This is a genomic window from Caldovatus sediminis, from assembly GCF_014644455.1.
Lineage (GTDB): Bacteria > Pseudomonadota > Alphaproteobacteria > Acetobacterales > Acetobacteraceae > Caldovatus > Caldovatus sediminis.
In genome coordinates, this window is record NZ_BMKS01000004.1 from 365,385 (window position 1) to 391,427 (window position 26,043).

A 26,043-nucleotide genomic window follows, 5' to 3' on the forward strand; every position below is an offset into this window, starting at 1 on the left:
GTGATCGCCCGGCCGCGCGCCGGCGCCGGCTTGGCGCGGCGCGCGATCCGGCGCAACCATGCCCGTCGCGCGTTCCCTGAACGACACCGGCTGCGCCTCCGTCGCGCCAGCGGCGGCGGCGCGGTGAACGCCAGGGGCGGGTCCGCCGCGTGCCCCGGAGCGGGGCGCCGGCGGCTCCGCCCGGTCCTGCACGCAACGGGAGAAGCCCAGCCATGAGCGACGCGACGACCCAGCCGCAGCCCGAGATCCGGAAGGGCCTCGTCGGGGTCTATGCCGACGTCTCCGCCATCTCGAAGGTGATGCCGGAGACCAACAGCCTCACCTACCGCGGCTACGCGGTGCAGGACCTCTGCGAGAACTGCAGCTTCGAGGAGGTCGCCTACCTGCTCTGGAACGGGGAGCTGCCGACCCGCGCCCAGCTCGACGCCTTCCGGAAGGAGGAGGCGGCGAACCGGGCGCTCTCCCCCCGGCTGCTCAAGGCGATCGAGGGCTACCCGCGCGACGCCCACCCGATGGACGCGATCCGGACCTCGGTCTCCCTGATGGGGATGGAGGACCCGGAGGTCGCGGACGTCTCCGACGCCGCCACGCGGCGCAAGGCGATGCGGCTGCTCGCCAAGATCCCGACCGCGATCGCGGCGGCGCACCGCTTCTCGAAGGGCCAGGCGCCGGTCCCGCCGGACCCGAAGCTCTCCTTCAGCGAGAATTTCTTCCACGTGGTGTTCGGGAAGGTTCCCCAGCCGGAGGTGGTGAAGGCCTTCGACGTCAGCCTGATCCTCTACGCCGAGCACACCTTCAACGCCTCGACCTTCACCGCCCGGACCATCGCCTCGACCGGGGCGGACATCCACGCCGCCATCACCGGCGCGATCGGCGCGCTGAAGGGCCCGCTGCACGGCGGGGCCAACGAGGCGGTGATGCACATGCTCAAGGAGATCGGCGAGCCGGAGAAGGCGGCGGCCTGGCTCGAGGGCAAGTTCGACCACCGGGCGCTGGTCATGGGCTTCGGCCACCGGGTCTACAAGTCGGGCGACAGCCGGGTGCCGACCATGACCAAGTACGCCGAGCGGATGGCGGAGGTGGTGGGCGACCGGCGCTGGATGGAGATCAGCCGCATCCTCGCCGCCGAGATGCTGCGGCGGAAGAACATCCACCCCAACCTCGATTTCCCGGCGGGGCCCGCCTACTACCTGATGGGCTTCGAGATCCCGCTGTTCACCCCGATCTTCGTCGCCTCCCGCATCACCGGCTGGGCGGCGCACGTGCTGGAGCAGATGGCCGACAACCGGCTGATCCGCCCGCTCTCCTGGTACACCGGCGTCGAGCAGCGCCCGGTGGTGCCGCTGGCGCAGCGCGGCTGACGGGCGGCACGCGCGGCGCCGGCGCGGAGACGCCATGCCGCGCTGGCGCCGGGCCTGTCCGGCGCATCGGGATGATCGCTCGGCACGGACGCGCGCTGCGCAGGCCGTGACGCACACAAATCCCGTGCGCATGTGACGGATTTTGTTGACATGCATGGTGCGCGTGCAGATAGCGTGATTCGCGCGCGCGTCGCTGCACGCGATTCGTCGAAGCGAGTTCCGCCGCAGCAAGTCGGACGGCTCGCACCGAGCATCGTCGAGGCGACGCCGCGCAGCAGGGAAGGACGGTCCATGGACCGCAGGCTCGTGGCCCCCGCAGGCGCGGAGGCCGCACCGCCGCAGGAGGCGCCGCCGCCAAGGGGCGGACACAGCGCGCTCCGTGCCGGCGGGAGAGAGGCCGAGGAAGGCGCGATGCAGCCCGGCGATGCCGCGAAGATCATCGTGCACCCCCGCGGCGCCTGCGACACCGGACGGCGACAGGAACGGCGCCGCGCGATTCGGGATCCGCGCGCCGCCGCCGAAGGGGGGCCGCGCGGTTCCGCGCGGTCCACCCGGACCTCAGCACGCCCCTCCCCGCTGCTCCGCGGCGCGACGCACGGTCCCGATGCGGCCGGCCGGCCCCTTCCGGCCATCCGGCGCGCATTCGGCCAAACGCCGCCGCTCCTCCAGGGAACGCTAACGGAGATCCTGACCCAATGACGACCGACACCAACGAGACCACCGTGAACGCGGAAGGCGCGCCGCGCGCCCAGGCGATGGCGATGTCCGGCAGCCGCCGCACCGCAGGCACCCGCCGGCCGGCCACCCGCAAGCCGGCGGCGAAGCGCACCACCACCGCGAAGCGGACCACGGCGGCGAAGCGGACCACGGCGGCGAAGCGGCCGGCGGCGCGCAAGACCGTCGCCAAGAAGGCGCCCGCCAAGCGGACCACGGCGGCGAAGCGGACCACGGCCCGCAGGGCGACCACGCCGCGCGCCGCCGCCAAGCGCACCACCGCGCGCAAGACCACCGCCCGCAAGGCGGCGGCCGGCACGGCGCGGAAGGCGCCGGCGCGCCGCGCCGCGGCGGCGAAAGCCGGCACCACCTCGCGCTCCGAGGCGGCGAAGAAGGCGGCCGCGACCCGCGCGCGCAAGAAGGCCGCGGCGGCCGCCGCGGCGGCGGCCGCTCCGGCCGGCGGCGAGGGCGGCGAGCCCTCCTCCATGTGACGCACTGAGCGATCCCGGCGAAGGGGCGTCGCCTGCGCGAGCGGGCGGCGCCCTTTTCGCATGCGCCGGCCGGGGTGGGCTGGCGGGCGCCGGCCCGGTCCGGCTTGCGGGCATGCGGCATCGGTCCGACGATGCGGCGCGCACGCGTTGCCGCCGCCCCCTGCCGGCGCGGACGCGTCATGGCGAGAGAGGACGCGAACCCGCATGGCCCTCGACTTCACCCCCTCCCCGCACACCACCCAGCACTGGGTGCTGGCGAAGCCCGCCGCGCGCGGGCGCCGCGGCATGGTGGCGGCGCAATGCAAGGCCGCCGCCGAGGCCGGCGTGGCGATCCTCGACGCCGGCGGCAGCGCCGCCGACGCCGCCGTCGCGACCGCCTTCGCGCTCGCCACGCTCGAGCCATGGAACAGCGGCATCGGCGGCATCGGCTTCGCGCAGCACATGGCGGCCGGCGCGGCGCGGGCGGAGACCTTCGACTTCGGGCCGGTGGCGCCGCGCGGGCTCGATCCCTCCGCCTTCCCGCTGACCGGGCGGATGAAGCTCGATCTGTTCGCCTGGCCCGAGGTGGAGGGCGACCGCAACATCCACGGCCCGCTCTCCTTCTGCATCCCCTCGGCAGTGGCGGGCTATGCCCTGCTGCACGAGCGACACGGACGCCTGCCGATCGCCGAGGTGCTGGCGCCGGCGGTGGCGCTGGCCAAGCGGGGGCTGCCGCAGGACTGGTTCACCACGCTGAAGATCGCGAGCTCGGCGGCGGTGCTGCGGCTCTATCCGGAGAGCGCGCGCATCTACCTGCCCAACGGGCTACCGCCGGTGCCGCCCTATCAGGGGACGCCGGGCTTCCTTTCCCAGGGCAACCTGGCGGCGACGCTCGAGCGGCTGCAGCGGGCCGGACTGCGCGACTTCTACGAGGGGGAGATCGCGGCGGCGATCGCCGCGGACGTGCGGGAGATGGGCGGCGTGCTGTCGGCCGCCGACCTCGCCGGCTGCCGCGCCCGTGTGCTGCCGGCGGTGGAGGTGCCCTGGCGCGGACGGCGGCTCATGCTCTCCAACGGCCTCACCGCAACGCCGACGCTGCGGCGCGTGCTCGAGGGCATGGCCGACGCGCCCTTCGGCGGGACCGAGCCGGGGCCGGCCTGGTACGCGCGCCTCGCCCGGGTGATGCGCGCCGCCTACGCCGAGCGCCTGGCCGGGCTCGGCGAGAGCGAGCCGCGCGCGGCGGAGAGCTGCACGACGCACCTCAGCGTGGTGGACGCCGAGGGCTCGATGGTGGCGATGACCACGACGCTGCTCTCCTCGATGGGCTCGCGGGTGGTGCTGCCGCGCACCGGCGTGCTGATGAACAACGGGGTGATGTGGTTCGACCCGCGCCCCGGCACGCCGAACGCGATCGCGCCGGGCAGACGGCCGCTCACCAACATGTGCCCGGTGATCGCGGCGGGCGAGCGCGGCGGGCCGGAGATCGCGTGCGGCGCCTCCGGCGGGCGACGGATCATGGCGTCGGTGTTCCAGATGCTGTCGCTGGTGGCGGATTTCGGCATGGACCCGGAGCGGGCGGCGCATCATCCGCGGATCGACGTCTCCGGGCCGGACGGGGTGACCGCGGACCGCCGGCTGCCGCGAGCGGTGGTGGAGGCGATCGCCGCGGATGGGGCGCCGGTGGAGTCGGTGGAGCACGCGGTGCTGCCGGTGAACTTCGCCTGCCCGAACCTGATCCAGGTGCGGGCGGACGGCGAGCGGGTCGGGATCAGCGACGCCATCTCGCCCTGGAGCGCGGCGGTGGCGCAGTAGAGCCGGCGGCGGCCGCGCCTTGCGCCCGCCCGCCCCTCAGCGCGGCGCGGCGGCCAGGCAGTGGCGCGCGACCTCCTCGTGGGTCGCGAACCAGACGCCGGGGTGGCTCTTCATGTGGCGCACCAGGCGCTCGAGCAGGGCGATGCGGCTGCGGTGGCCGATCACGTGCGGGTGCAGGGTGAGGAGGAACAGGCCGCCCTCGGCATAGGCGCCGTCGAACTCGGTGCGGAAGATCTCCTCGACCGCCGAGGGCGGGGTGTAGGGGCGGAGCGCCGAGAAGCGGACCATGTTGAAGTAGACCGCGTCGTCGCGGATCCACTCCGGCGGCAGCTCGACGATGCCGGTCGGTTCGCCGTCGTCGAGCAGCTCGTAGGGGTCGTCGTCGGCCATCAGGCTGGAGTCGTAGAGCAGCCCCATCTCCCGGATGATCGCGAGGGTGTCGGCCGAGAAGTCCCAGCTCGCGGTGCGGATGCCGACCGGACGGCGGCCGGACAGGCGTTCGAGGACCTCGGCGGCGCGCAGCGTGAGGTCGCGCTCGACGCCCGGCGGGAGGCGGGTGTTGGCCTCGTGGATCCAGGAGTGGAGGCCGATCTCGTGACCGTCGTCGGCGACGGCGCGGACCTCCTCCGGATACAGGAGGGCGGAGACGGCGGGGTAGAAGAAGCTCGCACGGATGCCGTGGCGGGAGAGCAGGGCGCGGATGCGCGGAACGCCCTGGCGGTTGCCGTACTGGCCCTGGCTGATGCGCATCGGGCTCTCGTCGCCGTCGCGCAGCGGGATGGTGTCGTGGTCGGCGTCGAAGGAGAGGGCGACGCAGCACCGGGCGCCGCCCGGCCAGGAGGCGGGGCGGAGCGAGCGTCCGGCGCGGGCCCGGCCGACGATCTTGCGCCAATGGGACTCCGGCCATTCCCAGGGCCGGGCGGATCCGGGCGGCGAGGTGTCGGGCATGCGGGGAATCCTCCGGGTCGCGGCGGGTGCGCGGCGATGCTGCGCCCCGGCGCGGCGCGGGGGAAGCCCGGCCCGTCGGCGCTACAGCCAGAAGTGGCGCCGCAGGTCCTGCGGCGCGCGGTAGGCGCGGGTGTCGCGCACCGGCAGGGAGGCGAGGTGCGCGGTGACGCCGATCTCCGCGATGTCGAGCGGCGCGAACTCCTCGACGATCTCGTGGTAGCGCCGGCTGAGCACCGTGCTCCCCGGGTCGAGGCCGGTGATCAGGACGAGGCCGGTCGGGCGGGCGTTCAGCAGGTGGAGGCGCAGCTCGGGCCGGTGCCGGCGCAGGATCGGCACCAGCTTCCAGACGTCGCCCGTCCAGACGTTGGGGTCGCGCGTCGGGCCGCGCGGCCCGCTCTGGGCGCGCCGGGTCATTCCCGCATCCGTCGGCAGGCAGTCGTGCAGCACGATCACCGAGTTCGGCCGGCAGTGCCGCTCGGTGTTGAGGAAGTCGCGCAGCAGGGTCTCGAACTCGTGCAGGCCGTCGAGGAAGGCCATGTCGAGGGGGCCGCCGAGCAGCGCGCAGGGGTCGTGCTGCTGGAAGAACCGGTCGCTCGGCATCTGGAACAGGAACAGGGCCGGCTTCCGGCCGAGGGCGGCGGCCGACGGCTCCATCGCCGGATCCACGCCGATCGAGGGGCAGGCGGCGAGGGCGAGCGACGCCCCGGTGCGCACGCCGATCTCGAGATAGGTGCGCGGCTGCAGGACGCTGTGCAGGCGCGTCAGGACCTGGAGATAGCTCTCGCCGCCGAGCGGGGGCGCGAACAGGCGCGGATCGCGCCCCGGCGCGGCCGGAGCCGGCTCCGGGGGCGCGGCCGCGGCGGAAGGCGTATCGCCGGGGGCGGCGGGCGGGTGGTCGGCCTGCATGTCGGTGCGTCCTTTCGGGGCGCGGGGCGATCCGCGGATCGGCGTTGCCGTTGCGATACGCGATGACGCGCGGCCTGCCCAGCGGCGTGGCGAGCGGGCGGCGGCGGGACGCGACCACGCCTTCGCCCGCTGGCGCGATGCCCCTGCGGCGCGGCAGGGGTTGCCTCGGGCGGGGGAGCCGTCATGCTGCGCACGCCTGCCGAAGGCCTGCCGATGGACGCGACCGATCCTGCCCTGATGACCGCCGAGACCCTGCTCGCGCTCTACGCGCGCCGCGCGCTCTCGCCGGTGGAGGCGCTGCAGGCCGTGACCGAGCGCATCGCGCGCTACAACCCCTGGGTCAACGCCTTCGCCGTGATGAACCCGCGCGCGGTCGTCGCCGCCGGGGAGAGCGAGGCGCGCTGGATGGCCGGGCGGCCGATCGGGCCGCTCGACGGCGTGCCGGCGACGGTGAAGGACCTGCTGGACCTCGCCGGCTTCCCGACGCGGCGCGGCAGCCGCACCACCGACCCGGCGCCGGTCGCGCAGGACGCGCCCGCCGTGCTCGGCCTGAAGGCGGCGGGGGCGGTGATCCTCGGCAAGACGACGACGACGGAGTTCGGCTGGAAGTCGCCGGGCGACTGCCCGCTGCACGGCATCACGCGCAACCCCTGGGACCCGCGGCGCACGCCGGGGGGATCGTCCTCCGGCGCCGGGGCGGCGGGGGCGGCGTGCTTCGGGCCGCTGCACATCGGCACCGATGCGGGCGGCTCGATCCGCATCCCCGCGGCCTATAGCGGGCTGGTCGGGGTGAAGCCGACCTTCGGGCGGGTGCCGCAGTGGCCGCACGGGGCCTTCGGGCACATCGCGGTGGCGGGGCCGATGACGCGCAGCGTGCGCGACGCGGCGCTGATGCTCTCCGCCATGGCGCGCTTCGACCTGCGCGATCCCTATTGCCTGCCGGACGAGCCGCGCGACTGGCGCCAGGGCATCGAGGACGGCGTGGCCGGGCTGCGCGTCGCGCTGGTGCGCCGCCTCGGCTTCGATCCGCCGCTGGACGCGGAGGGCGAGGCGGCGCTCGCCGCCGCCGCGCGGCTGCTGGAGGAGCAGGGCGCGGTGGTCGAGGAGGCCGATCCCGGCCTGCCCGACACGCGCGCGATCTTCGGCCGCGTTTGGGCCGTGGCGCTCGCCCGCGTGGTGGCGCTGACGCCGGAGGAGAAGCGGGAGCTGCTCGAGCCCGGCATCCGCGAGGTGGCGGCGCGGGAGGGTGCGGTCGGCGCCGCCGACGTCCTCGCCGCGGAGGCGATGCGGCTGGAGGCGGCGCACGCCATGGCGCGGTTCCACCAGCGCTACGACCTGGTGCTGACCGCCGCCACCCCCACCGCGGCCTTCGCCGCCGACGCGCCGACGCTGCGCCCGGCGGAGGCGCTGTGGCGCGACTGGGCGCCCTGGACCTTCGCCTTCAACCTGACGCGCCAGCCGGCGGTCACGGTGCCGGTCGGACTCGACGCGGAGGGGATGCCGAGGGCGGTGCAGGTGGTGGCGGCGATGTACCGGGACGATCTGGCGCTGCGCGGGGCGCGGGCGATCGAGCGGGCCGCGGCGGTGCCGCTCGCCGATCCGGAGGCGGCGGCGCGGCGAGAGGAGAGGGGCTGATGCGGCTGGTGACCTTCCGCGATCCGCAGGGCGGGGTGCGGGTCGGCGCGCTGGACGCGCACGGGCTGGTGCGCGACCTCGTGCTGGTGGACGCGGCGCTGCCGCAGGACATGCGCGCGGTGATCGCGGCCGGGCCGGCGGCGCTGGCGCGGGCGGCGGCGCGTCTCCCGGCCGCGCCGGTGGTGGCGGGGGCGCAGGTGCTGGCGCCGATCCCGCGTCCGGCGAAGAACGTCTTCTGCGTCGGCAAGAACTACCGCGAGCACGCGAAGGAGTTCGCCGGCTCCGGCTTCGACGCCACGGCGAAGGAGGTGGTGCCGGAGGCGCCGGTGGTGTTCTCCAAGCCGCCGACCTCGGTCATCGGGCCGGGCGAGCCGATCCCCTCCTATCTCGATCCGACCGGCTCGGTGGACTACGAGGGCGAGCTGGCGGTGGTGATCGGCGCCGGCGGGCGGGGCATCCGCCGGGCGGAGGCGATGCGGCACGTCTTCGGCTACACCATCGTCAACGACGTGACGGCGCGGACGCTGCAGCACCGGCACCGGCAGTGGATCCTCGGCAAGGGGCTGGACGGGTTCTGCCCGATGGGGCCGGCGATCCTGACCGCCGACGAGGTGCCGGACCCGGGCGCGCTGCGCCTGCGCACCTGGGTGAACGGGGAGCTGCGCCAGGACGCGACGGTGGCCGATCTGATCTTCGACATCCCGACGCTGATCGAGACCATCAGCGCCGGCATCACCCTCGAGCCGGGCGACATCATCGCCACCGGCACCCCGGCGGGCGTGGGGATCGGCTTCCAGCCGCCGCGGTTCCTCAGGCCGAAGGACGTGGTGCGGATCGAGGTCTCCGGCATCGGCGTGCTGGAGAACCCGGTGGGCTGAAGCGGAGAGGAGACGGACATGCGCAGACGGCACCTGCTCAGGGGCCTCGCCACCATCGCGCCGGTCGCGGCGGCGCCGGTCGTCGCGCCGCGACGGGCCGCGGCGCAGGACGCGGCGGCCTACCCCTCGCGCGCGGTGACGATGGTCGTGGCCTTCCCGCCGGGCGGGCAGGCGGACGTCGTGGCGCGGCCGGTGGCGGCGGCGCTCGAGCGGATCTGGCGGGTGCCGGTGCCGGTGGTGAACCGCGGCGGCGCCGGCGGGGCGATCGGCAACGCCTTCGTCGCCCGCGCCGCGCCGGACGGCCACACGCTGCTGATGGCGCTCTCCTCGCTCGCGGTGCTGCCGGAGGCGGACCGCCTGTACGGCCGGCCGCCCGCCTACACGGTGGACCAGTTCGCGCCGATCGCGCTGATCACCGCCGACCCGACGCTGCTCGTGGTGCGCGCGGACGCGCCCTGGCGGACGCTCGAGGAGTTCGTCGAGGACGCGAAGCGGCGGCCGGGGCAGATCACCTACTCCTCGGCCGGCAACTACTCCACCCTGCACGTGGCGATGGCGATGTTCGCCAGCGCGGCGGGGCTCGACCTGCTGCACGTGCCCTACCAGGGCGGCGGGCCGGCGATGACGGCGCTGCTGTCGGGGACGGTGCAGGCGCTCTCCTCCGGACCCGGGCCGGCGCTGCCGCATGTGCGCGAGGGGAAGCTGCGGGCCCTCGCCTGCTGGGGGGCGCGGCGGGCGCCGGGCTTCGAGGAGGTGCCGACCTTCATCGAGAAGGGCTATCCGGAGGTCGAGTTCTACATCTGGGCCGGGCTGTTCGCGCCGGCGGGAACGCCCGCGGCGGTGCAGGAGCGGCTGCGCGCGGCGCTGCGCCAGGCGGTCGCCGACCCCGAGCTCAGGCGGGCGCTGGAGGCGGCGGGGAGCCCGATCGACTACCGCGACGGGGAGGCGTTCGAGCGCTTCTTCCGCGAGGACTCGGCGCGGCTGATCCGCGCCGTGCAGCGCATCGGCAAGGTGGATTGAGGGGGGACCGGCCGGATGGACGGGGAGACGATCGAGGCGCGGATCACCGCCTGGCTCGCCGGGCAGCGCGAGGCGATGATCGAGGCGCTGCGCGAGATGGTGAACACCGACGGCGGCAGCTACGACAAGGCGGGCGTGGACGCGGTGGGCGCGCAGGTGCGGCGCTTCCTCGAATCCCACGGCATCCCGGTCGAGACCATCCCGCGCGAGAAGCACGGCGACTGCCTGCGCGCGACGGTGGCGGGCGGGGCGGCGGCGCGGGCCGCCAGCGGCAACCAGAAGCGGAACATCGTGCTGATGGGCCACCGCGACACCGTCTTCCCGAAGGGGGAGCCGCGGCGGCGGCCCTTCCGCATCGAGGGCGACAAGGCCTACGGCCCGGGCGTCGCCGACATGAAGGCGGGCATCGTGATGAACATGTTCGTCCTCGCCGCCTTCGCGAAGTTCGGCGGGGCGCCGGGCCCGCTGGTCGGCCTGTTCACCGGCGACGAGGAGATCGGCTCGCCGGAGGGGCGGCCGGTGATCGAGGCCGAGGCGCGGCAGGCGCGGGTGGTGTTCAACGCCGAGCCCGGGCGGCCCTCCGGCAACGTCGTCACGGGGCGCAAGGGCGGCGTCTTCATGGCGATGGAGATCGAGGGCAGGGCGGCGCATTCGGGCGGGAACTTCCAGGAGGGCATCAGCGCCATCGAGGAGCTGGCGCGGAAGATCCAGGCGATCCACGCGCTGACGGACCTCAACCGCGGCATCACCCTCAACGTCGGGCTGGTGAGCGGCGGGCAGAGCGTGAACACGGTGGCGCCCTGGGCGCAGGGGCAGATTGACCTGCGCTATGTGGAGCCGGCGGATCGCGACGAGATCGTGGGGAAGATCCACGAGATCGTGGCGCGGAGCTTCGTGCCCGGCACGCGCGCGACGCTCGCCGTGAAGGGGGAGTTCCTGCCGCTGACCCAGACGCCGGCCTCGGCGAGGCTGTTCGAGCTGTACCGCGCGGCGGCGGCGGAGACCGGCTTCACCGCGGACGGCGAGTTCTCCGGCGGCTGCGCGGACTCGGGGTTCACCGCGGCGGTCGGGACGCCGACGCTCTGCGCCGTGGGCCCGGTGGGCGGCAGGGCGCACAGCCCCGAGGAGTACCTGATGGTGGACAGCATGGTGCCGCGGGCGCAGGCGCTGGCCCGCGCGATCCTGCGGCTGGACAGGACGGGCCTCTGAGCGGGGGCCGAGCGCGCGGCCGCGCCGCGGGAGGCGGGGGAGGGCCGGCCGGCGGCACGGCCGCGGCGACCGCGATGCCGCCGGCCCGGTAGCGCGCCGCGGCGCGCGGGCGGCGCCCCGGGCCGGTCAGCCGCGCCACGGCCTCCTCTGCCACAGCGCGCGGAGCTGCGCGTCCACCTCCGACGCCATCTTCCTGTAGTCCTCGCCGAGCAGCGGGCGCAGCGGCATCACCAGTCGCTCGGCGTCGCGCTGGAAGGCGGGGTCGGCCATGGCCTCGCCGAAGGCGGCGCGCAGGCGGGCGGCGATCGGCTCCGGGATGCCCGGCGGGCCGACCAGGCCGCGCGAGGCGCCGGCGACCAGGTCGTAGCCGAGCTCGCGGAAGGTCGGCACGTCGGGCGCCTGCCGCATGCGCTCGGCCGTCGCGACGGCAAGGCCGCGCACCTTGCCCTCGCGTCCGAGGGTGATCATTTCGCCGGCGTTGCCCACCGCCATGTCGAGGTGGCCGCCGAGGAGCTGCGGGGTCAGCACCGCGGAGCCGGCGAAGGGGATGTGGGTCTGCGGCGGCAGGCCCGCGGCGTGCTCCAGCTCCAGCATGAAGATGTGGTCGTCGGAGCCGATGCCGGTGGTGCCGTAATTGATCTGCCCCGGTCCCGCCTTCGCCCGCTCGATCAGGTCGCCGAGGCTGCGGATCGGCGAGTCGGCGCGGACGAAGATCGCGTTCGGGTCGTCCACGATGTTGCAGAGGAAGGTGAAGTCGAGCGGGCGGTAGCGCGTCGGCCGCTCGATGGCGATGCCGCTGTGGGCGGGGATGGTGGTGGCGCCGATGGTGTAGCCGTTGGGCGCGGCATTGAAGGTCGCCTCGAGGCCGATCTGGCCGGCGGCGCCGGGACGGTTGAGGACGACGAAGTTGCTGCCGGGCAGCCGCGCCTGGGCGAGCGGCAGGATCAGCCGGGTCATCACGTCCACCCCGCCGCCGGGCGGGAAGGGGACGATCACCTCGATCGGCCGCTCGGTGGGCCAGGCCGCGGCGGCGGTCTGCGCGCGGAGCGCGGGCGGCGCCGCGAGCAGGGCCGCGCCTGCGCCGAGCGCGGCGCGGCGGCGGATCGGCGTGGTCGTCATGGCTGTCCTTTCCTCCGGAGGATCGTCGAGGCCGAGCGTCGCTCGCTGCGCGACGCGGTTCAAGGGTCACGAAAAGGGCGGGCTGGGCGCGTCGCGCGCGCATCGGCGCCTCGCATGGGGGGCGCGGCCGCGGTTGCCGGCGGCATCGTCGGCCCATAGGCTCGGGACATGCCGTGCCAGAGCCCGGACGGGTCCCCCGGTCCGGATCGCCGCGTCCGGCCCCCTGCGCTGCGCCGCTCCTGGCTGTTCCTGCCGGGCGCGGAGGAGACGGTGCTGCGCGCCGCACCGGGGCTGGGCGCCGACGTGCTGATCCAGGAGCTGGAGGACTTCACGCCGCCCGGGCGTCGGCCCGAGGCGCGGGCGCTGTGCGCCGCGCTGTTCCTCGCCTGGCGGGCGGCCGGGGTGGTGGCGGCGGTGCGCATCAACCCGCTCGAGGACTGCGGGCGCGAGGATCTCGCCGCCGCCATGGCCGGCGAGTCGGACGTGGTGATGATGAGCAAGGTGGTCTCGCACGGGCAGGTGCAGGCGCTGGACGAGGCGATCGCCGCGCTGGAACGGGTGCCGGGGCGCACCGAGATCGTCCCGAATGTGGAGACCGCCGCCGGGGTGGTGCGGACGCTGGCGATCGCCCGGGCGAGCCCGCGCGTCACCGCGCGCCCGCGGCGAGGACCGCGCCGAAGTGGACGGGCTGTTCGTGGAGGTGCCGACCTATCTTGCGGCGCGGCGCCTGCTGCGGCGCGCGGAGGCGCTGGCCGCCCGGCGACGGGCCGGGCGGCGGGCCGCGCCCCGGTGCCGCGCGCCGGTCCTCAGCGTTCGCGCCAGGGGCGCACCTCCCACAGGCTGCGCACCATGTCATCCACGCCCTGCGCCATGCGCCTGTACTCCGCGCCGACCAGCGGGCGGAGCGGCATGAACTGGCGCTCCGCGTCGGCGACGAAGCGGGGGTCGGAGAGGGCGCCGCGGAACGCCTCCTCCAGCTTCGCCACGATCGGCCCGGGCAAGCCGGGCGGGCCGAGGATGCCGCGCGAGGCGCCGGTGACGATGTCGAAGCCCAGCTCGCGCAGGGTCGGCACCTCGGGGGCGAAGCGGCTCCGCTCCGTGCCGGCCATCGCCAGGGCGCGGACCCGGCCCTCGCGCATCAGCGCGATCGCGTCGTTGATGTTCACCGCGGCGAGCTGGAGGTGCCCGCCGAGGAGCTGCGAGAAGAGCGGCGCGTTGCCGGTGAAGGGCACGTGGACCAGCGGCGGGATGCGCGCGGCCGCCTCGAAGGCGAGCAGGAAGATGTGGTCGTCCGAGCCGATTCCCGTGGTCGCGCAGTGGATCGTGCCCGGGGCGGCGCGGGCCCGCTCGATCAGGTCTCCGATGGTGCGGAAGGGGCTGTCGGCGGGGACGTAGAAGGCGTTGGGGTCCTCGACGATGTTGGCGATGAAGGTGAAGTCCATCGCCCGGTAGCGCGTCGGGCGCTCGATCGGGATCGCCATCTGCGCGGGGATGGTGGTGGCGCCGAGGGTGTAGCCGTCCGGCGCGGCGTTGAAGGTGGCCTCGAGGCCGATCTGCCCGCCGGCGCCGGGGCGGTTGGTGACGACGGTGCGCAGGCCGGGGATGCGCTCGGCGACGAAGGGCAGGATCAGCCGGGTCATGACGTCCACCGGGCCGCCCGCGTTGGCGAGGACGATCACCTCGACCGGGCGGTTCGGGTTCGGCCAGGCCTCGGACGGCTGCGCGCCGGCGACCGCGGGGGCGCCGAGCGCTGCGGCGGCGCCGAGCGTCGCGGCTCCGACCTGGCGGCGGGTGAGCATGACGTTCCTCCTTTTCATCGCTTCCTTGCCCGGAAGGGTGGCCCGGCGGCTTCGCCGGTTTCAAGCATTCCGTACGGCAGGGGCGCTCGCGCCGCGACGATCGCGGCATGCTCGGCGGGCCGTGGCGCCCGGCTCCGGGCACGCGTCGCGGCGCGGGCGCGATGCGGCGGCCTCCGTGACCGTGCCCGGCCGCCGGGCGGACGGATCGGACGCTGCGGGCCACCGGCCGGACCGCCGGGCCGGAGGCCACCGCGCCTCGCGCCCGGCCTTGCGTCTGCCCCGCGCCTCCGGGCAAGAACGCCGCGGCCATGGCACGCGGGGGAGGCGGCATGAGGTCGGCGATCACCGAGTCGGACCGGGCGCGGTTCCTGGTCGAGGGCGACTGGAGCCAGGCGCGGCACCACCGCATCCGCTGGTCCGAGTGCGACATGCACGCGCATGTCAACCACACGGCCTACCTGGTGCTGTTCGAGGACCTGCGCGTCGCCTGGTGGTTGCGCTGCGGCGGCGGCTTCGGGCCCGGCGAGCCGGGGCCGGCGGTGATCCACTTCGACGTCCGCTACCTCAAGGCCGCCGGCTTCGACGACGAGGTGCTGCTGACCCAGCGCACGCCGAGCTTCCGCCGATCGAGCTTCGTGCACGAGTACGCGATGTGGCGGCGCGGCGACGGGCTGGTGTGCTCGGCGCGCGCCGTCTGCGTGCTGGTGCGCAGCCGCAGCGGCGAGAAGACGGCGATCCCGCCCGAGGTGCGCCGCGCGCTGCTGGAGGTGGACGGAGCGACTGACGAGAGCGGCGGCTGAAGGGACCGTCCGCGTCGGGCGAGGCGCCCCGCCCTCCCGCCTGCGCGGCGGTGGGGCCGTCCGCGCGACCATGTCCGGTCCGTTGCGTTGTGCCGGGGCGATGCCCGGCCAACCGGAAGGCGGCCCGCCATGACCACCAGCCGGATCGCCGGCGTCGGCTGCTGATCGTCGGCGCCATCGTGCTCGCGCTCGGTCTCCCGCCACCGACGCGCCGATCGAGCAGCTCCCGAACGCCCTTGCCGGGCGCTACACCGACCGGGCCACGTGGTACCTCCTCGCCGCCGCCAGCGGGCTGATGGTCGGCGCGCCGCCCGCGCCGTGCGGGCGCCGGCGGGCCTGAACCCGATCAGAGGCCGCGGTCGCGCCGCGTCGCCTCGAGGTCCTCCGCGACGAAGGCGCGCACGAGCTCCTCGAGGGATTCCTGCTCGGCGAAGCCGAGGAGGCGCGCCCGCTCGGCCTCGAAGGCGGCGGGCCAGCCCTCGACGATCGCCTGGACCTCCGGGTCGGGGACGAAGCGCACGCGGGCGCGCGCCTCGGGGCCGGCGACGCGCTCCAGCGCCTCCAGGATCTTGGCGACGGTGGCGCTGCGTCCCGGCGGGTTGATGCCGCGGTCGAGGCCGAGCGGCGCCGTGTCCATCGTCGCCGCGTGCAGGAACCACCCGACGGCGCTCCGCGGCGAGCAGATCCAGACGGCGAAGGATTCGGGGACCGGGCAATCGGTGGCGAGGCCGAGCAGCGGCTCGCGGATGATCGCGGAGACGAAGGAGGAGGCCGCCCGGTTCGGCCGGCCGGGGCGGACCATGACGGTCGGCAGGCGGAGGTTGACCGCGTCGAGGAAGCCGCGGCGCGAGGCGTCCTGCAGCAGCAGCTCGCCGATCGCCTTCTGCGCGCCGTAGGAATTCGTGGGGAGCTGGCGCGCGTCGTCCGGCAGCACCGCCTCCTGCCCGCCGCTGAAGGAGGCGACGGAGGAGGTGAACACCACGCGCGGCTTCGTCCCCAGCGCGCGGCAGGCCTGCAGCACCGCGAGGGTGCCGTGCAGGTTGACGCGCAGGCCGAGATCGTAGTCGGCCTCCGCCTGGGCGCTGACGACGGCGGCGAGGTGGAAGACCACCTCCGTGCCGGGGGGGATGGCCCCGCCGACGGCGGCCTGGTCGGCGACGTCGCCGGCGATCCGGCGCACCGGGAAGGGGGCCTCGAGCCGCGCCGGCTCGGTGAGGTCGAACAGCGTCAGTTCCGCGATCGGGCGGCCGCCGAGGGCGCCGTCGCGGGCCAGGCGCGCGGCCAGCTTGCGGCCCAGGAATCCGTTGCCGCCGAGGATCGTGACGCGCATCGCCGCCTCCTGCCTCTCCACGCGCGGAGGTTGCCGCGCCGCGCGGCGCGCGCCAAGGTGCCGGCCATGATCCCCGCCCTTCCGTTCCGCTTCCTGCTCAACCGCCGGCACGGCACGCCCGGCACCGTCGTGCTGCCGGAGTCCGGCTTCCGCCGGGCGAAGGAGGAGATCGCCTCCTGGCCCGGCTACGCCCCGACGCCGCTGCTCGACCTGCCCGACGTGGCCGAGGCGGCGCGCGTGGCGGCGGTGCGCTACAAGGACGAGGCGGGGCGCTTCGGCCTCGGCTCGTTCAAGGCGCTGGGCGGCGCCTATGCGGTGGCGCGGCTGCTGGTCGCGGAGCTGGCGAGGCGCGGCGTCGCCGGCGCGGCGACCTCGGCCGAGCTGGTCGAGGGGAAGTACCGGGAGGCGACCGGGCGCATCACCGTCACCTGCGCGACCGACGGGAACCACGGCCGCTCCGTCGCCTGGGGCGCCCGGCGCTTCGGCTGCCGCTGCGTGATCTTCGTCCACGAGCATGTCAGCCGGGGGCGGCGCGACGCGATCGCCCGCTACGGCGCCGAGGTGCGGGAGGTGAAGGGCACCTACGACGATTCCGTGCGCGAGGCGCAACGGACGGCGGAGCGCGAGGGGTGGTTCGTCGTCTCCGACACCTCCTATCCCGGCTATACCGAGGTGCCGCGCGACGTGATGCAGGGCTACCGGGTGATGGCCGAGGAGGCCGCGGAGCAGATGCCGGCGCCGCCGACCCACGCCTTCGTGCAGGGCGGGGTCGGCGGCGTCGCGGCCGCGGTCTCGGCGCAGATGCGCGCGCGCTACGGGGACGCGGTGAAGGTGGTGGTGGTCGAGCCGGACAGGGCCGCGTGCCTGCTCGAGAGCGCGGAGGCCGGCGAGCCGGCGACGGTGCGCGGCGAGCTCGACACGCTGATGGCGGGCCTCGCCTGCGGCGAGCCCTCGCTGCTCGCCTGGCAGGAGCTGGAGCGGGGCGCCTTCGCCTTCATGGCGGTGCCGGACGAGGCGGCGGTGGCGTGCATGAAGGCGCTGGCCGCGCGCACCCCGCCGGTGGTGGCGGGGGAGAGCGCGGTCGCCGGCCTTGCCGGGCTGCTGCTCGCCGCGCGCGAGCCGATCGCGCGCACCGCGCTGGGGCTCGGGCCGGACAGCCGCGTGCTGCTGTTCGGCACGGAGGGGGCGACCGACCCCGAGGTCTATGCGCGGCTGGTCGGGCGGAGGCCGGAGCAGGTGGCCGGCGCTTCATCGGACTGACGCGTTCCTGTAATAGGGGCGCCATGGCGGCCATGTAGCCGGGAGCCGCCCGGGCTCATCCACGGGAGAGGACAAGGTCATGAGGCGCCGCTTCCTGGCCGCCGGGGCCGCCGGCCTCGGCCTCGCCGCCGCGCTGCCCCTCGCGGCGCCGCGGGCGCAGCAGGCCACGGTCGGGATCCAGTTCTGGCACGGGCTGCCGCAGCCGCTCGGCGGCATCCTCGAGGGCATCGTCGGCGACTTCAACGGCAGCCAGCCGCGCTACCGCGTCGCGCCCGCCTAACGCGGCTCCTACCCGGAGACGATGGTGGCGGCGATCGCGGCGTTCCGCGCCAACAGCGCGCCGCATGTGGTGCAGATGTTCGAGGTCGGCACCGGCACGATGATGGCCGCCGGCCGCGCGGTGAAGCCGGTGCACGAGCTGCTGCGCGAGGCGGGGGTGGAGATCGACTTCGACGACTACCTCGCCCCGGTGCGCGGCTACTACGCGACGGCCGACGGGCGGCAGATGGCGATGCCGTTCAATTCCTCGACCGCGGTGGCCTTCTACAGCAAGGACGCGTTCCGCCGCGCGGGGCTCGACCCGGAACGCTTCCCGGAGACCTGGCCGGAGGTGGCGGAGGCGGCGCGCAGGCTCAAGGCGGCCGGCGTCGCCTGCCCGATGAGCACGGCCTGGCCGACCTGGATCCAGATCGAGCAGTTCAGCGCCATCCACGACCTGCCGCTCGCCACCCGGGCGAACGGGTTCGAGGGCCTCGACGCGGAGCTCAGGATCAACAACCCGACCCTGGTGCGCCACGTGCAGAACCTGGTGGACTGGCAGCGCGAGGGGCTGTTCCGCTACGGCGGGCGCGACGCCGCGGGGGACGCGCTGTTCCCCTCCGGCGAGTGCGCGGTCCTGTTCGCCTCCTCCGGCCTGCGCGCGCGCATCCTGCGCGAGGCGCGGTTCGAGTGGGGGGTGGCGATGCTGCCCTACTATCCGGACGTGCCAGGGGCGCCGATCAACTCGATCATCGGGGGCGCGGCGTTCTGGGCGATGAACCGCGGCCCGAACCAGGGCCGCAGCGCCGAGGAGTGGCGCGCGGTGGCGGAGTTCTTCCGCTACCTCGCCCGGCCCGAGGTGGCGGCGAGGTGGCACACCGAGACCGGCTTCCTGCCGGTGACGCGCACGGCCTTCGAGCAGGTGCGGGCGAGCGGCTACTACGAGCGGAACCCCGGCGCCGACATCCCGATCCGCCAGCTCCTGCGCGGCGGCGGGCGGACGACCGAGAACAGCCGCGGCATCCGCCTCGGCGGCTTCGTCGAGATCCGCAACATCATCCAGGAGGAGATGGAGCGGGCCTTCCAGGGGCAGCAGGACGCGCGGCAGGCGATGGACAACGCGGCGAGCCGCGGCAACCAGGTGCTGCGCAACTTCGAGCGGCAGAACCGGGGCGGCTGACCGCCGCCCTCGGCCAGGGCCATGCGCAGGCGCGTCATCTTCCGCGGCAAGGTCCTGCCCTACCTGCTGCTCGCGCCGCAGATCGCCGTGACGCTGGTCTTCTTCTTCTGGCCGGCGGGGCAGGCGATCCGGCAGAGCGTGCTGCGCGAGGACCCGTTCGGGCTGCGCTCGGAATTCGTCGGCCTCGAGAATTTCCGCGAGGTGCTGGCCGATCCGCTCTACCTGAACGCGGTATGGAACACGGCGGTGTTCTCCGCCGCGGTCGCGGCGCTCGCGCTCGGCGCGGCGCTGTTCCTCGCGGTGCTGGCGGACAAGCAGATCCGCGGCGCGGGCGCGTACAAGACGCTGCTGATCTGGCCCTACGCCGTGGCGCCGGCGGTGGCGGCGGTGCTCTGGCTGTTCCTGTTCCATCCCTCGATCGGGCTCGTCGGGCGGGCGCTGAACGCGGCGGGGATCGCCTGGGACTACAAGCTGAACGGGGCGCAGGCGATGGCGCTGGTGATCCTCGCCTCGGCCTGGAAGCAGGTGAGCTACAACTTCATCTTCTTCCTCGCGGGCCTGCAGTCCATCCCGCGCTCGGTGCTGGAGGCGGCGGCGATGGACGGCGCGCGGCCGGCCTACCGGTTCTGGACCGTGGTGTTCCCGCTGCTCTCGCCCACCACCTTCTTCCTGGTGGTGGTGAACCTGACCTACGCCTTCTTCGACACCTTCGGGGTGATCCACGCGCTGACCGGCGGCGGGCCGGGCAAGGCGACGGAGACGCTGATCTACAAGGTCTACGTGGACGGGGTGCAGAACCTGAACCTCGGCGGCTCGGCGGCGCAGAGCGTGATCCTGATGGCGATCGTGATCGCCCTGACGGCGGTGCAGTTCCGCCATGTCGAGCGCCGGGTGCACTACTGATGCGCGCGCCGGAGGGCATCGGCCCGGCGGAGGGCAGGGCGGCGGCCGCGGCGCGGCGGCGGCGCCTGCTCGACCGCGCCTGGACGCATGGCTGGCTGGTCCTCGGCGTGCTCGTCTTCGCCCTGCCGATCTGGATCACCCTGGTCGGCTCGACGCACGACGCGGCGACGATCGGGCGGGGCGAGGTGCCGCTGCTGCCGGGGCATCACGCCATCGGGAACTACGCCACCGCCTGGGCGGAAGGCGGGGGGCGGTTCCGCACCACGGCGGCGGCGGTGATGCTCTGGAACAGCGCGCTGATGGCGCTGCTGATCGCGGCAGGGAAGATCGCGATCTCGCTGCTCTCCGCCTACGCCGTGGCGTTCTTCTCCTTCCCCGGGCGCATGGCGTTCTTCTGGATGATCTTCCTCACGCTGATGCTGCCCGTGGAGGTGCGCATCATCCCGACCTTCCAGGTCATGGTGGATCTCGCCCTGATCAACACCATGGCGGGGCTGGTGGTGCCGCTGGTCGCCTCCGCCACGGCGACGCTGCTGTTCCGCCAGTTCTTCCTCACCATCCCGGACGAGTACGTGGAGGCGGCGAAGATGGACGGCGCCGGCCCGCTGCGCTTCTTCCGGGACGTGGTGGTGCCGCTTTCGGTCACCAACATCGCGGCGCTGTTCGTGATCCTGTTCATCTACGGCTGGAACCAGTACCTCTGGCCGCTGCTCGTGGTGAACGACAGCTCGCTGGAGACGATCGTCGTCGGCCTCTCGAAGATGATCGGCACCGGCGACGCGCAGAACGAGTGGAACACCATCATGGCGACGGCGGTGCTGGCGATGCTGCCGCCGGTGGCGGTGGTGGTGCTGATGCAGCGCTGGTTCGTGCGCGGCCTGACCGAGACGGAGAAGTAGCGCGCGCATGGCCACCCTCGAGCTCGCGGGCGTGAGGAAGTCGTTCGGCGCCGTGCCGGTGCTGCACGGCATCGACCTCGCCGTCGCCGACGGGGAGATGGTGGTGATCGTCGGCGCCTCCGGCTGCGGCAAGTCCACGCTGCTGCGCATCGTCGCCGGGCTGGAGACGCCGACCGGGGGCCGCGTGCTGATCGACGGGCGGGACGTGACGCCGCTCGAGCCCGCGGACCGCGACATCGCCATGGTGTTCCAGAACTACGCGCTCTATCCGCACATGAGCGTGTTCGACAACATGGCCTACGGCCTGAAGATCCGCCGCGTGCCGCGCGCGGAGATCCGCCGCCGCGTGCAGGAGACGGCGGAGCTGCTCGGCATCTCGGCGCTGCTCGACCGCAGGCCGCGCCAGCTCTCCGGCGGGCAGCGGCAGCGCGTGGCGATGGGGCGGGCGATCGTGCGCGAGCCCCGGCTGTTCCTGTTCGACGAGCCGCTCTCCAACCTCGACGCGAAGCTGCGCGTGCAGATGCGGGCGGAGATCCGGCGGCTGCAGAGGCGGCTCGGCGTGACCTCGCTGTTCGTCACCCACGACCAGACCGAGGCGATGACGCTCGGCGACCGCCTCGTCGTCATGCACCAGGGCCGCGCGGCGCAGATCGCGACGCCGATGGAGGTCTGGGCGCGGCCGGCGGACACCTACGTCGCCGGCTTCATCGGCAGCCCGGCGATGAACTTCCTGGAGGCGAGGCTCGCCGCGGAGGGACGCGCGGCCGCGCTCGCCGCCGGGCCGGTGCTGCGCTTCGCGGACGGCGCGCGGCCGGGGCCGGAGGGGCGGCGGCTCGTCCTCGGCGTGCGGCCCGAGCATGTGCGCGCCGCCGCGGCGGGAGAGGACGGGATTCCGCTCGCCGTGGACCTCGCCGAGCCGCTCGGCTCGGAGACGGTGCTGCACGGACGCCTGCCCGGCGGCGAGGCCTTCACCGCGCGGCTGCCGGGCGCCGGCGCGCCGCAGGCGGGCACGGTCCTGCCGCTCCTGCTTCCGGCGGAGGCGCTGCACGTCTTCGACGCCGAGACCGGCCGGCGGCTCGATCCCCTGCCCGCCTGAGCCCCGGGGGAGGCGGCCCGCGGTGCGACGCCGTTGACGCGGGGCGCGGGCGATCCCATTGAGATGCGCGGAATTGCCGGGACATCGGAGAAGGCCCCATGCATCGCCGCCGCCATCTCGTCCTCGGCTCGGCCGCCGCCGCGATCGGCGCCGCCGGGCCGGCCACGCTCGGCCGCCCGGCCGCCGCCCAGGGCGCCGCCGGCAACTGGCCGAACCAGCCGGTGCGCATGGTCGTACCCTTCGCCGCCGGCGGTCCGACCGACGTTCCGGCACGACTGATCGCGGAGGAGCTCTCGAAGGTCCTGCCGCAGCGCGTGGTGGTGGAGAACCGCACCGGCTCCGGCGTGGTGGTCGGCACCGAGGTGGTCGCCAAGGCGCCGAAGGACGGGCAGACGGTGCTCTACACCACCATCGCGCATTCCGTTCTGCCGGCGCTGTTCCCGCGCCTGCCGTTCGATCCGGTGGCCGACTTCACGCCGGTCGTCCTGGTTGGGCAGATCCCGATGATCCTGATGGTCAACAAGGACTTCCCAGCCCAGACCCTGCCCGATCTGATCCGGCTGTGCCGGGAGAATCCGGGACGGTACGACTACGCCTCCTCCGGCAACGGCGGCGCGGTGCACCTCGCGACCGAGCTGTTCCTGCGCCAGGCCGGGGGGCTGCGCGTGAACCACATCCCCTACCGCGGCTCCTCCGCCGCGCTGCCGGACGTGCTGAGCGGGCGCGTGCCGATGATCGTGGACGTCGCGGCGAGCGCGCTGCCCTACATCCAGCGCGGCGACCTGCGCGGCCTCGCCATCAGCACGCGGGAGCGCGCGCCCTTCGCGCCCGACCTGCCGACCTTCATCGAGGGCGGCGTGCCCGACTACGAGGCCTACACCTGGCACATGATGCTGGTGCCCGCCGGCACGCCGCAGCCGGTCGTGGAGGCGCTGAACGCCGCGGTGAACCGGGTGCTCCAGCAGGAGGCGATCCGGCAGCGGCTGACCGAGCTGACCATGCAGCTCGCCTCGGACACCACGCCGGCCGGCGCCGTGCGGTGGATGCAGGGCGAGATGGAGAAGTGGGGCGCCATCATCCGCCAGGCCGGCATCACGGTGAACTGAACCCGCCCCGGCGCCGTCGCGTTGGGCCGCCATGAGCGGCAACGCTCCCGGCCTTCGGCTGATCCTGGTCCAGGGCCCCGTCAGCGACCGCACGCCGGGCGCGATGCGGGGCGCCGCCGCCCTCGCGCGGGCGCTGGCCGAGCGGCACGGGCTGACGCCCGAGGCGTTCGGCGAGCCGGACGCCGCGCCGCGGCGCGAGCCGTGGGAGCCGGCGCTGCGCCGCGCCCGCCCGCTGCTCGAGGCCGTGTCGGAGCGCCTGGCGCGCGGCCTCGGCGCCGGCGAGCGGACGATCGTGATCGCCGGACGCTGCGCCAACAGCATCGCCACCCTGCCGCGCTTCGCCGCCGCGCATCGGGGCCTCGGCGTGGTGTGGTTCGACGCGCACGGCGACTTCCACACGCCGGAGAGCACGCCGACCGGCTATCTCGGCGGCATGGTGCTGAGCGCCGCAGCCGGGCTGTGGGACAGCGGGCTGGGCAGCGGCCTCGATCCGCGCCGGCTGGTCATGGTGGGGGCGCGCGACCTCGACCCGACCGAGGTGCCGCTGATCGAGGCGCATGGCGTGCGGCGCGTCCCGCCGGGGCCGGACCTGGTGGCGCGGCTCGGCCGGGCACTGCCCGGTGAGGGGCCGCTGCTCGTGCACGTGGACTGGGACGTGCTCGACCCCGCCGCCTTCCCGGCCGAATACAAGGTGCCCGGCGGGCTGCAGCCGGCGGAGCTGCGCGCCTGCCTCGCCGCGCTCGCGGACACGGGGCGCGTCGTCGGGCTCGAGGCGGCGGAGTTCGACGCGCCGCTCGATCCGCATGCCACCGCGATCGCCGCGGCGATCGGGGCGGAGGTGCTGCGGCCGGTGGTGGAGCGGCTCGCCGCGCCGTAGGCGGATCGGCCGCGATCGCGGGATCGGGAATCAGCCCGGTGGCGGGCCGAGCCGGGGGCGCGGCGGCGCGACCGCGGCGGGCGGCGGGAACACCGTCACCAGCTGGCCGCCCTGCCACTGCACGAGGAAGGGGCGGGCGCGCTGGTTCTGCCCCTTGTCGTCGAAGCGCGCCCCCCAGCCGGTGGCGGTGGTGCCCTCGGCGATGTCGGTGGCGAGCAGCGCCGCGCGCAGGCGGTCCTTCTCGGCGGCGCCGGCGCGCCGCAGCGCGTCGAGGAAGACCCGCGCGCCGAAGGCGTTGGCGAGGGAATCGCCGGTGCGCGGCTCGGAGCCGTACTTGCGCTTGTAGCCTTCCGCGAACGCGCCGACGCCCGGGGCGATCCGCTCCTGCACCGCGAATTGGGTGACGTCCACGTTCATCACGCCCTCGAAGTCCGGTCCGACGGTGCGCGCGGTCTCGGCGAGCGAATAGCCGCCGCCGGTGCCGATCACCATGCGCGGGCGCCAGCCCGCCTCCTGCATGCCGCGGAAGAGGGGCACGATGTCGGCCTGCTGGCCGCCGGGGTGCAGCAGGATGTCGGCGCCGATGCCGCGCAGCCGCGGGGCGAGCCCGGCCAGGTCCCCCGAGCGCGGCGGGTAAGCGATCTTCTCGACCAGCTGCATGCCGCGCTGGGCGGCCTGCTGCTCGATCGCCGCGGCGGCGGACTGCGCGCCCGGCGCGTCCTCGTGCACCAGGGCGAGCTTGAAGGCGGTCGGATCGGTGGCGTGCGGCGGGGCCAGCACCTCGACGATGGCGTCGAGGGCGACGGCGGCGTAGTCCGAGGCGCGCGGGCAGGTGCGGAAGAGGTTGCGGAACCCGCGCTCGGTGATCGCGTCGGCGGTGGCGCCGAGCTCGATGTAGGGGACGCCCTGCAGCTCCACGACCTGGCTCGCGGCGAGCGACAGCGCCGAGGAGCGGGTGCCGAGGATCGCGAACACGCGCTCCTGCGCCATCAGGCGCCGCGCTTCGGCGACCGCCTGGGCGGGGTCGGTGGCGTCCGCCTTCACCAGGCGGACGGAGCGGCCGAGGACGCCGCCCTGCGCGTTGCACTCCTCGACCGCGAGCTCGAGGCCGCGGAAGCTCTCGTCGCCGAGCAGCGCGAACGGGCCCGAGAGGGGGTAGAGCGCGCCGAGCCGGATCTCGGCCGCCGGCTGCGGCTGTGGCGATTGTTGCAGCTGCGGCTGCGCGCGCGCCGGCACGGCCGCGGGCGCGGCCGTCGCGGCGAACGCCGCGGTGCCCAGCAGCAGCGGGCGGCGGTGCAGCTGAGCGGCGGACACGGGTTCCACTCCCGGAAGCGACGCGAGGCGCGGCGGATGTTCGGACGCGATCGGGCGCGGCGCAACCCCGCCGGACGGGCTTGACGGGCGGCGAAGCGGCGGGTTCACGTCGGCGCCGCACCTGGAGGGGAGAGAGGGGCCATGGCCGAGACGATGACCTACATCGCCCACGGCGACGGCGGCGGGCCGGAGGTCCTGGTCCCCGCGACCGGCCCGGTGCCGCAGCCGAAGGCCGACGAGGTGCTGATCCGCGTGCTGGCCGCGGGGGTGAACCGTCCGGACGTCCAGCAGCGCAAGGGCGAATATCCGCCGCCCCCCGGCGCGAGCCCGGTGCTCGGCCTGGAGGTGGCCGGCGAGGTCGTCGCCGTCGGCCCGGAGGTGCGGCGGTGGAAGCCGGGCGACCGGGTCTGCGCCCTGACCAACGGCGGAGGCTACGCCGAATTCTGCACCGTGCCGGAGGCGCAGTGCCTGCCCTGGCCGAAGGGATACGACGCGCTGCGCGCGGCGGCGCTGCCCGAGACCTACTTCACCGTCTGGGCGAATCTGTTCGGGCATGGGCGCCTCGCGCCGGGCGAGACGGCGCTGGTGCACGGCGGCACCTCGGGCATCGGGGTCACGGCGATCCAGCTCGCCAAGGAGTTCGGGGCGAAGGTCTTCGCCACCGCGGGAAGCGCGGAGAAGGTCGCGGCCTGCCTGAGGCTCGGCGCCGACGCCGCCATCAACTACCGCGAGCAGGACTTCGCCGAGGAGGTGAGGAAGCTCACCGGCGGGCGCGGGGTGGACGTCGTGCTCGACATGGTCGGGGCGGCGTATTTCCAGCGCAACCTGCGCTGCCTCGCCTGGGACGGGCGGCTGGTGCTGATCGCCTTCCTCGGCGGCCACGAGGCGGAGAAGGCGGATCTGCGCCCGATCATGCTGCGGCGGCTGACGGTGACGGGCAGCACCATGCGGCCGCGCACCACGGCGCAGAAGGGCGCGATCGCGGCGGCGCTGGAGGCGAAGGTCTGGCCGATCCTGGCGGAGGGGCGCGCGGGGCCGGTGATCCACGCGGTGTTCCCGCTGCGCGAGGCGGCGAAGGCGCACGCGCTGATGGAGAGCAGCGCGCACATCGGCAAGATCATGCTCGAGGTGGCGCGGTGAGGCGCGCCG

22 protein-coding genes and 2 pseudogenes are annotated in these 26,043 nt (G+C 74.8%); 18 read left to right on the forward strand and 6 right to left on the reverse strand.

Annotated elements, in window-relative coordinates:
- Positions 1-212: 212 nt before the first annotated feature.
- The 3 genes from IEX99_RS08965 to IEX99_RS08975 all read left to right on the forward strand — a co-directional run bounded on the left by IEX99_RS08965 (position 213) and on the right by IEX99_RS08975 (position 4,357).
- Positions 213-1,361: a bifunctional 2-methylcitrate synthase/citrate synthase gene (locus IEX99_RS08965; RefSeq protein WP_188899673.1), complete on the forward strand. Its 1,149-nt coding sequence runs from the start codon at positions 213-215 to the stop codon at positions 1,359-1,361.
- A 695-nt stretch (positions 1,362-2,056) separates the two neighbouring features.
- Positions 2,057-2,566, forward strand: coding sequence for a hypothetical protein (locus IEX99_RS08970; RefSeq protein WP_188899674.1), 510 nt, complete (start codon positions 2,057-2,059; stop codon positions 2,564-2,566).
- A 204-nt stretch (positions 2,567-2,770) separates the two neighbouring features.
- Positions 2,771-4,357, forward strand: a complete 1,587-nt coding sequence (locus IEX99_RS08975; RefSeq protein WP_188899675.1) for a gamma-glutamyltransferase — start codon at positions 2,771-2,773, stop codon at positions 4,355-4,357.
- Between the two features lie 36 nt (positions 4,358-4,393).
- On the opposite strand, the gene IEX99_RS08980 is transcribed toward IEX99_RS08975, so the two are convergent.
- Positions 4,394-5,305 carry a polysaccharide deacetylase family protein gene (locus tag IEX99_RS08980; protein WP_188899676.1) on the reverse strand — a complete coding sequence of 304 codons (912 nt, stop codon included), beginning with the start codon at positions 5,303-5,305 and terminating at the stop codon, positions 4,394-4,396.
- Positions 5,306-5,386: 81 nt separating this feature from the next.
- Positions 5,387-6,211, reverse strand: a complete 825-nt coding sequence (locus IEX99_RS08985) for a class I SAM-dependent methyltransferase (protein WP_188899677.1) — start codon at positions 6,209-6,211, stop codon at positions 5,387-5,389.
- A 183-nt stretch (positions 6,212-6,394) separates the two neighbouring features.
- Here IEX99_RS08985 and IEX99_RS08990 point away from each other — a divergent pair, with 183 nt between their 5' ends.
- From IEX99_RS08990 to IEX99_RS09005, 4 genes are read left to right on the forward strand one after another with little or no spacing between them, the layout of a single operon-like run.
- Positions 6,395-7,846, forward strand: coding sequence for an amidase (locus IEX99_RS08990; RefSeq protein ID WP_229677892.1), 1,452 nt, complete (start codon positions 6,395-6,397; stop codon positions 7,844-7,846).
- Positions 7,846-8,724 carry a fumarylacetoacetate hydrolase family protein gene (locus tag IEX99_RS08995; protein ID WP_188899678.1) on the forward strand — a complete coding sequence of 293 codons (879 nt, stop codon included), beginning with the start codon at positions 7,846-7,848 and terminating at the stop codon, positions 8,722-8,724. Before IEX99_RS08990 ends, IEX99_RS08995 begins: the two co-directional genes overlap by 1 nt.
- 18 nt (positions 8,725-8,742) lie before the next feature.
- Entirely contained in the window at positions 8,743-9,744 is a 1,002-nt protein-coding gene (locus IEX99_RS09000; protein WP_188899679.1) for a tripartite tricarboxylate transporter substrate binding protein, read from the forward strand.
- A 15-nt stretch (positions 9,745-9,759) separates the two neighbouring features.
- Positions 9,760-10,953: a M20 family metallopeptidase gene (locus IEX99_RS09005; RefSeq protein WP_188899680.1), complete on the forward strand. Its 1,194-nt coding sequence runs from the start codon at positions 9,760-9,762 to the stop codon at positions 10,951-10,953.
- Positions 10,954-11,079: 126 nt separating this feature from the next.
- Here the strand turns inward: IEX99_RS09005 and IEX99_RS09010 are convergent, their stop codons facing one another.
- Positions 11,080-12,072, reverse strand: coding sequence for a tripartite tricarboxylate transporter substrate binding protein (locus IEX99_RS09010; RefSeq protein WP_188899681.1), 993 nt, complete (start codon positions 12,070-12,072; stop codon positions 11,080-11,082).
- A 168-nt stretch (positions 12,073-12,240) separates the two neighbouring features.
- Here IEX99_RS09010 and IEX99_RS22830 point away from each other — a divergent pair.
- Positions 12,241-12,711 (forward strand): annotated as a pseudogene (locus tag IEX99_RS22830) (aldolase/citrate lyase family protein); the annotation flags it as partial.
- A 167-nt stretch (positions 12,712-12,878) separates the two neighbouring features.
- Here the strand turns inward: IEX99_RS22830 and IEX99_RS09020 are convergent.
- Positions 12,879-13,871 (reverse strand): tripartite tricarboxylate transporter substrate binding protein, encoded by a 993-nt coding sequence (locus tag IEX99_RS09020; protein WP_188899682.1) that lies wholly within the window; start codon positions 13,869-13,871, stop codon positions 12,879-12,881.
- A gap of 329 nt (positions 13,872-14,200) precedes the next feature.
- Between IEX99_RS09020 and IEX99_RS09025 the strand changes: the two genes are divergently transcribed.
- Positions 14,201-14,671, forward strand: a complete 471-nt coding sequence (locus IEX99_RS09025) for an acyl-CoA thioesterase (RefSeq protein WP_188899683.1) — start codon at positions 14,201-14,203, stop codon at positions 14,669-14,671.
- 346 nt (positions 14,672-15,017) lie between these two features.
- On the opposite strand, the gene denD is transcribed toward IEX99_RS09025, so the two are convergent.
- Complete coding sequence (gene denD / locus IEX99_RS09030) at positions 15,018-16,001, reverse strand: D-erythronate dehydrogenase (RefSeq protein WP_188899684.1); 984 nt, start codon at positions 15,999-16,001, stop codon at positions 15,018-15,020.
- Between the two features lie 66 nt (positions 16,002-16,067).
- Between denD and IEX99_RS09035 the strand changes: the two genes are divergently transcribed.
- The 8 genes and pseudogenes from IEX99_RS09035 to IEX99_RS09065 all read left to right on the forward strand — a co-directional run bounded on the left by IEX99_RS09035 (position 16,068) and on the right by IEX99_RS09065 (position 23,580).
- Positions 16,068-17,261, forward strand: coding sequence for a diaminopropionate ammonia-lyase (locus IEX99_RS09035; RefSeq protein ID WP_188899685.1), 1,194 nt, complete (start codon positions 16,068-16,070; stop codon positions 17,259-17,261).
- Between the two features lie 79 nt (positions 17,262-17,340).
- Positions 17,341-17,541 carry a hypothetical protein gene (locus tag IEX99_RS22435; protein WP_229677893.1) on the forward strand — a complete coding sequence of 67 codons (201 nt, stop codon included), beginning with the start codon at positions 17,341-17,343 and terminating at the stop codon, positions 17,539-17,541.
- A gap of 12 nt (positions 17,542-17,553) precedes the next feature.
- Positions 17,554-18,699: pseudogene (gene ugpB / locus IEX99_RS09040) on the forward strand (sn-glycerol-3-phosphate ABC transporter substrate-binding protein UgpB); the annotation flags it as partial.
- 21 nt (positions 18,700-18,720) lie between these two features.
- A complete protein-coding gene (gene ugpA, locus IEX99_RS09045; protein ID WP_188899686.1) occupies positions 18,721-19,602 on the forward strand; it encodes a sn-glycerol-3-phosphate ABC transporter permease UgpA in 882 nt (293 codons plus the stop codon).
- Entirely contained in the window at positions 19,602-20,501 is a 900-nt protein-coding gene (gene ugpE / locus IEX99_RS09050) for a sn-glycerol-3-phosphate ABC transporter permease UgpE (RefSeq protein WP_188899687.1), read from the forward strand. The genes ugpA and ugpE overlap by 1 nt, the downstream gene beginning before the upstream one ends.
- 7 nt (positions 20,502-20,508) lie before the next feature.
- Positions 20,509-21,597: an ABC transporter ATP-binding protein gene (locus IEX99_RS09055; RefSeq protein WP_188899688.1), complete on the forward strand. Its 1,089-nt coding sequence runs from the start codon at positions 20,509-20,511 to the stop codon at positions 21,595-21,597.
- Between the two features lie 98 nt (positions 21,598-21,695).
- A complete protein-coding gene (locus IEX99_RS09060) occupies positions 21,696-22,703 on the forward strand; it encodes a Bug family tripartite tricarboxylate transporter substrate binding protein (RefSeq protein ID WP_188899689.1) in 1,008 nt (335 codons plus the stop codon).
- 31 nt (positions 22,704-22,734) lie between these two features.
- Positions 22,735-23,580: an arginase family protein gene (locus IEX99_RS09065; protein WP_188899690.1), complete on the forward strand. Its 846-nt coding sequence runs from the start codon at positions 22,735-22,737 to the stop codon at positions 23,578-23,580.
- A 30-nt stretch (positions 23,581-23,610) separates the two neighbouring features.
- Here the strand turns inward: IEX99_RS09065 and IEX99_RS09070 are convergent, their stop codons facing one another.
- Positions 23,611-24,894, reverse strand: a complete 1,284-nt coding sequence (locus IEX99_RS09070) for an ABC transporter substrate-binding protein (RefSeq protein ID WP_229677895.1) — start codon at positions 24,892-24,894, stop codon at positions 23,611-23,613.
- Between the two features lie 141 nt (positions 24,895-25,035).
- Between IEX99_RS09070 and IEX99_RS09075 the strand changes: the two genes are divergently transcribed.
- Positions 25,036-26,034: an NAD(P)H-quinone oxidoreductase gene (locus tag IEX99_RS09075; RefSeq protein ID WP_188899691.1), complete on the forward strand. Its 999-nt coding sequence runs from the start codon at positions 25,036-25,038 to the stop codon at positions 26,032-26,034.
- Positions 26,035-26,043 lie beyond the last annotated feature (9 nt).

Coding starts and splice junctions, on each gene's coding strand:
- IEX99_RS08965 (WP_188899673.1), top strand. CDS start 213: ATGAGCGACGCGACGACCCAGCCGCAGCCCGAGATCCGGAAGGGCCTC.
- IEX99_RS08970 (WP_188899674.1), top strand. CDS start 2,057: ATGACGACCGACACCAACGAGACCACCGTGAACGCGGAAGGCGCGCCG.
- IEX99_RS08975 (WP_188899675.1), top strand. CDS start 2,771: ATGGCCCTCGACTTCACCCCCTCCCCGCACACCACCCAGCACTGGGTG.
- IEX99_RS08980 (WP_188899676.1), bottom strand. CDS start 5,305: ATGCCCGACACCTCGCCGCCCGGATCCGCCCGGCCCTGGGAATGGCCG.
- IEX99_RS08985 (WP_188899677.1), bottom strand. CDS start 6,211: ATGCAGGCCGACCACCCGCCCGCCGCCCCCGGCGATACGCCTTCCGCC.
- IEX99_RS08990 (WP_229677892.1), top strand. CDS start 6,395: ATGCTGCGCACGCCTGCCGAAGGCCTGCCGATGGACGCGACCGATCCT.
- IEX99_RS08995 (WP_188899678.1), top strand. CDS start 7,846: ATGCGGCTGGTGACCTTCCGCGATCCGCAGGGCGGGGTGCGGGTCGGC.
- IEX99_RS09000 (WP_188899679.1), top strand. CDS start 8,743: ATGCGCAGACGGCACCTGCTCAGGGGCCTCGCCACCATCGCGCCGGTC.
- IEX99_RS09005 (WP_188899680.1), top strand. CDS start 9,760: ATGGACGGGGAGACGATCGAGGCGCGGATCACCGCCTGGCTCGCCGGG.
- IEX99_RS09010 (WP_188899681.1), bottom strand. CDS start 12,072: ATGACGACCACGCCGATCCGCCGCCGCGCCGCGCTCGGCGCAGGCGCG.
- IEX99_RS09020 (WP_188899682.1), bottom strand. CDS start 13,871: ATGCTCACCCGCCGCCAGGTCGGAGCCGCGACGCTCGGCGCCGCCGCA.
- IEX99_RS09025 (WP_188899683.1), top strand. CDS start 14,201: ATGAGGTCGGCGATCACCGAGTCGGACCGGGCGCGGTTCCTGGTCGAG.
- denD (WP_188899684.1), bottom strand. CDS start 16,001: ATGCGCGTCACGATCCTCGGCGGCAACGGATTCCTGGGCCGCAAGCTG.
- IEX99_RS09035 (WP_188899685.1), top strand. CDS start 16,068: ATGATCCCCGCCCTTCCGTTCCGCTTCCTGCTCAACCGCCGGCACGGC.
- IEX99_RS22435 (WP_229677893.1), top strand. CDS start 17,341: ATGAGGCGCCGCTTCCTGGCCGCCGGGGCCGCCGGCCTCGGCCTCGCC.
- ugpA (WP_188899686.1), top strand. CDS start 18,721: ATGCGCAGGCGCGTCATCTTCCGCGGCAAGGTCCTGCCCTACCTGCTG.
- ugpE (WP_188899687.1), top strand. CDS start 19,602: ATGCGCGCGCCGGAGGGCATCGGCCCGGCGGAGGGCAGGGCGGCGGCC.
- IEX99_RS09055 (WP_188899688.1), top strand. CDS start 20,509: ATGGCCACCCTCGAGCTCGCGGGCGTGAGGAAGTCGTTCGGCGCCGTG.
- IEX99_RS09060 (WP_188899689.1), top strand. CDS start 21,696: ATGCATCGCCGCCGCCATCTCGTCCTCGGCTCGGCCGCCGCCGCGATC.
- IEX99_RS09065 (WP_188899690.1), top strand. CDS start 22,735: ATGAGCGGCAACGCTCCCGGCCTTCGGCTGATCCTGGTCCAGGGCCCC.
- IEX99_RS09075 (WP_188899691.1), top strand. CDS start 25,036: ATGGCCGAGACGATGACCTACATCGCCCACGGCGACGGCGGCGGGCCG.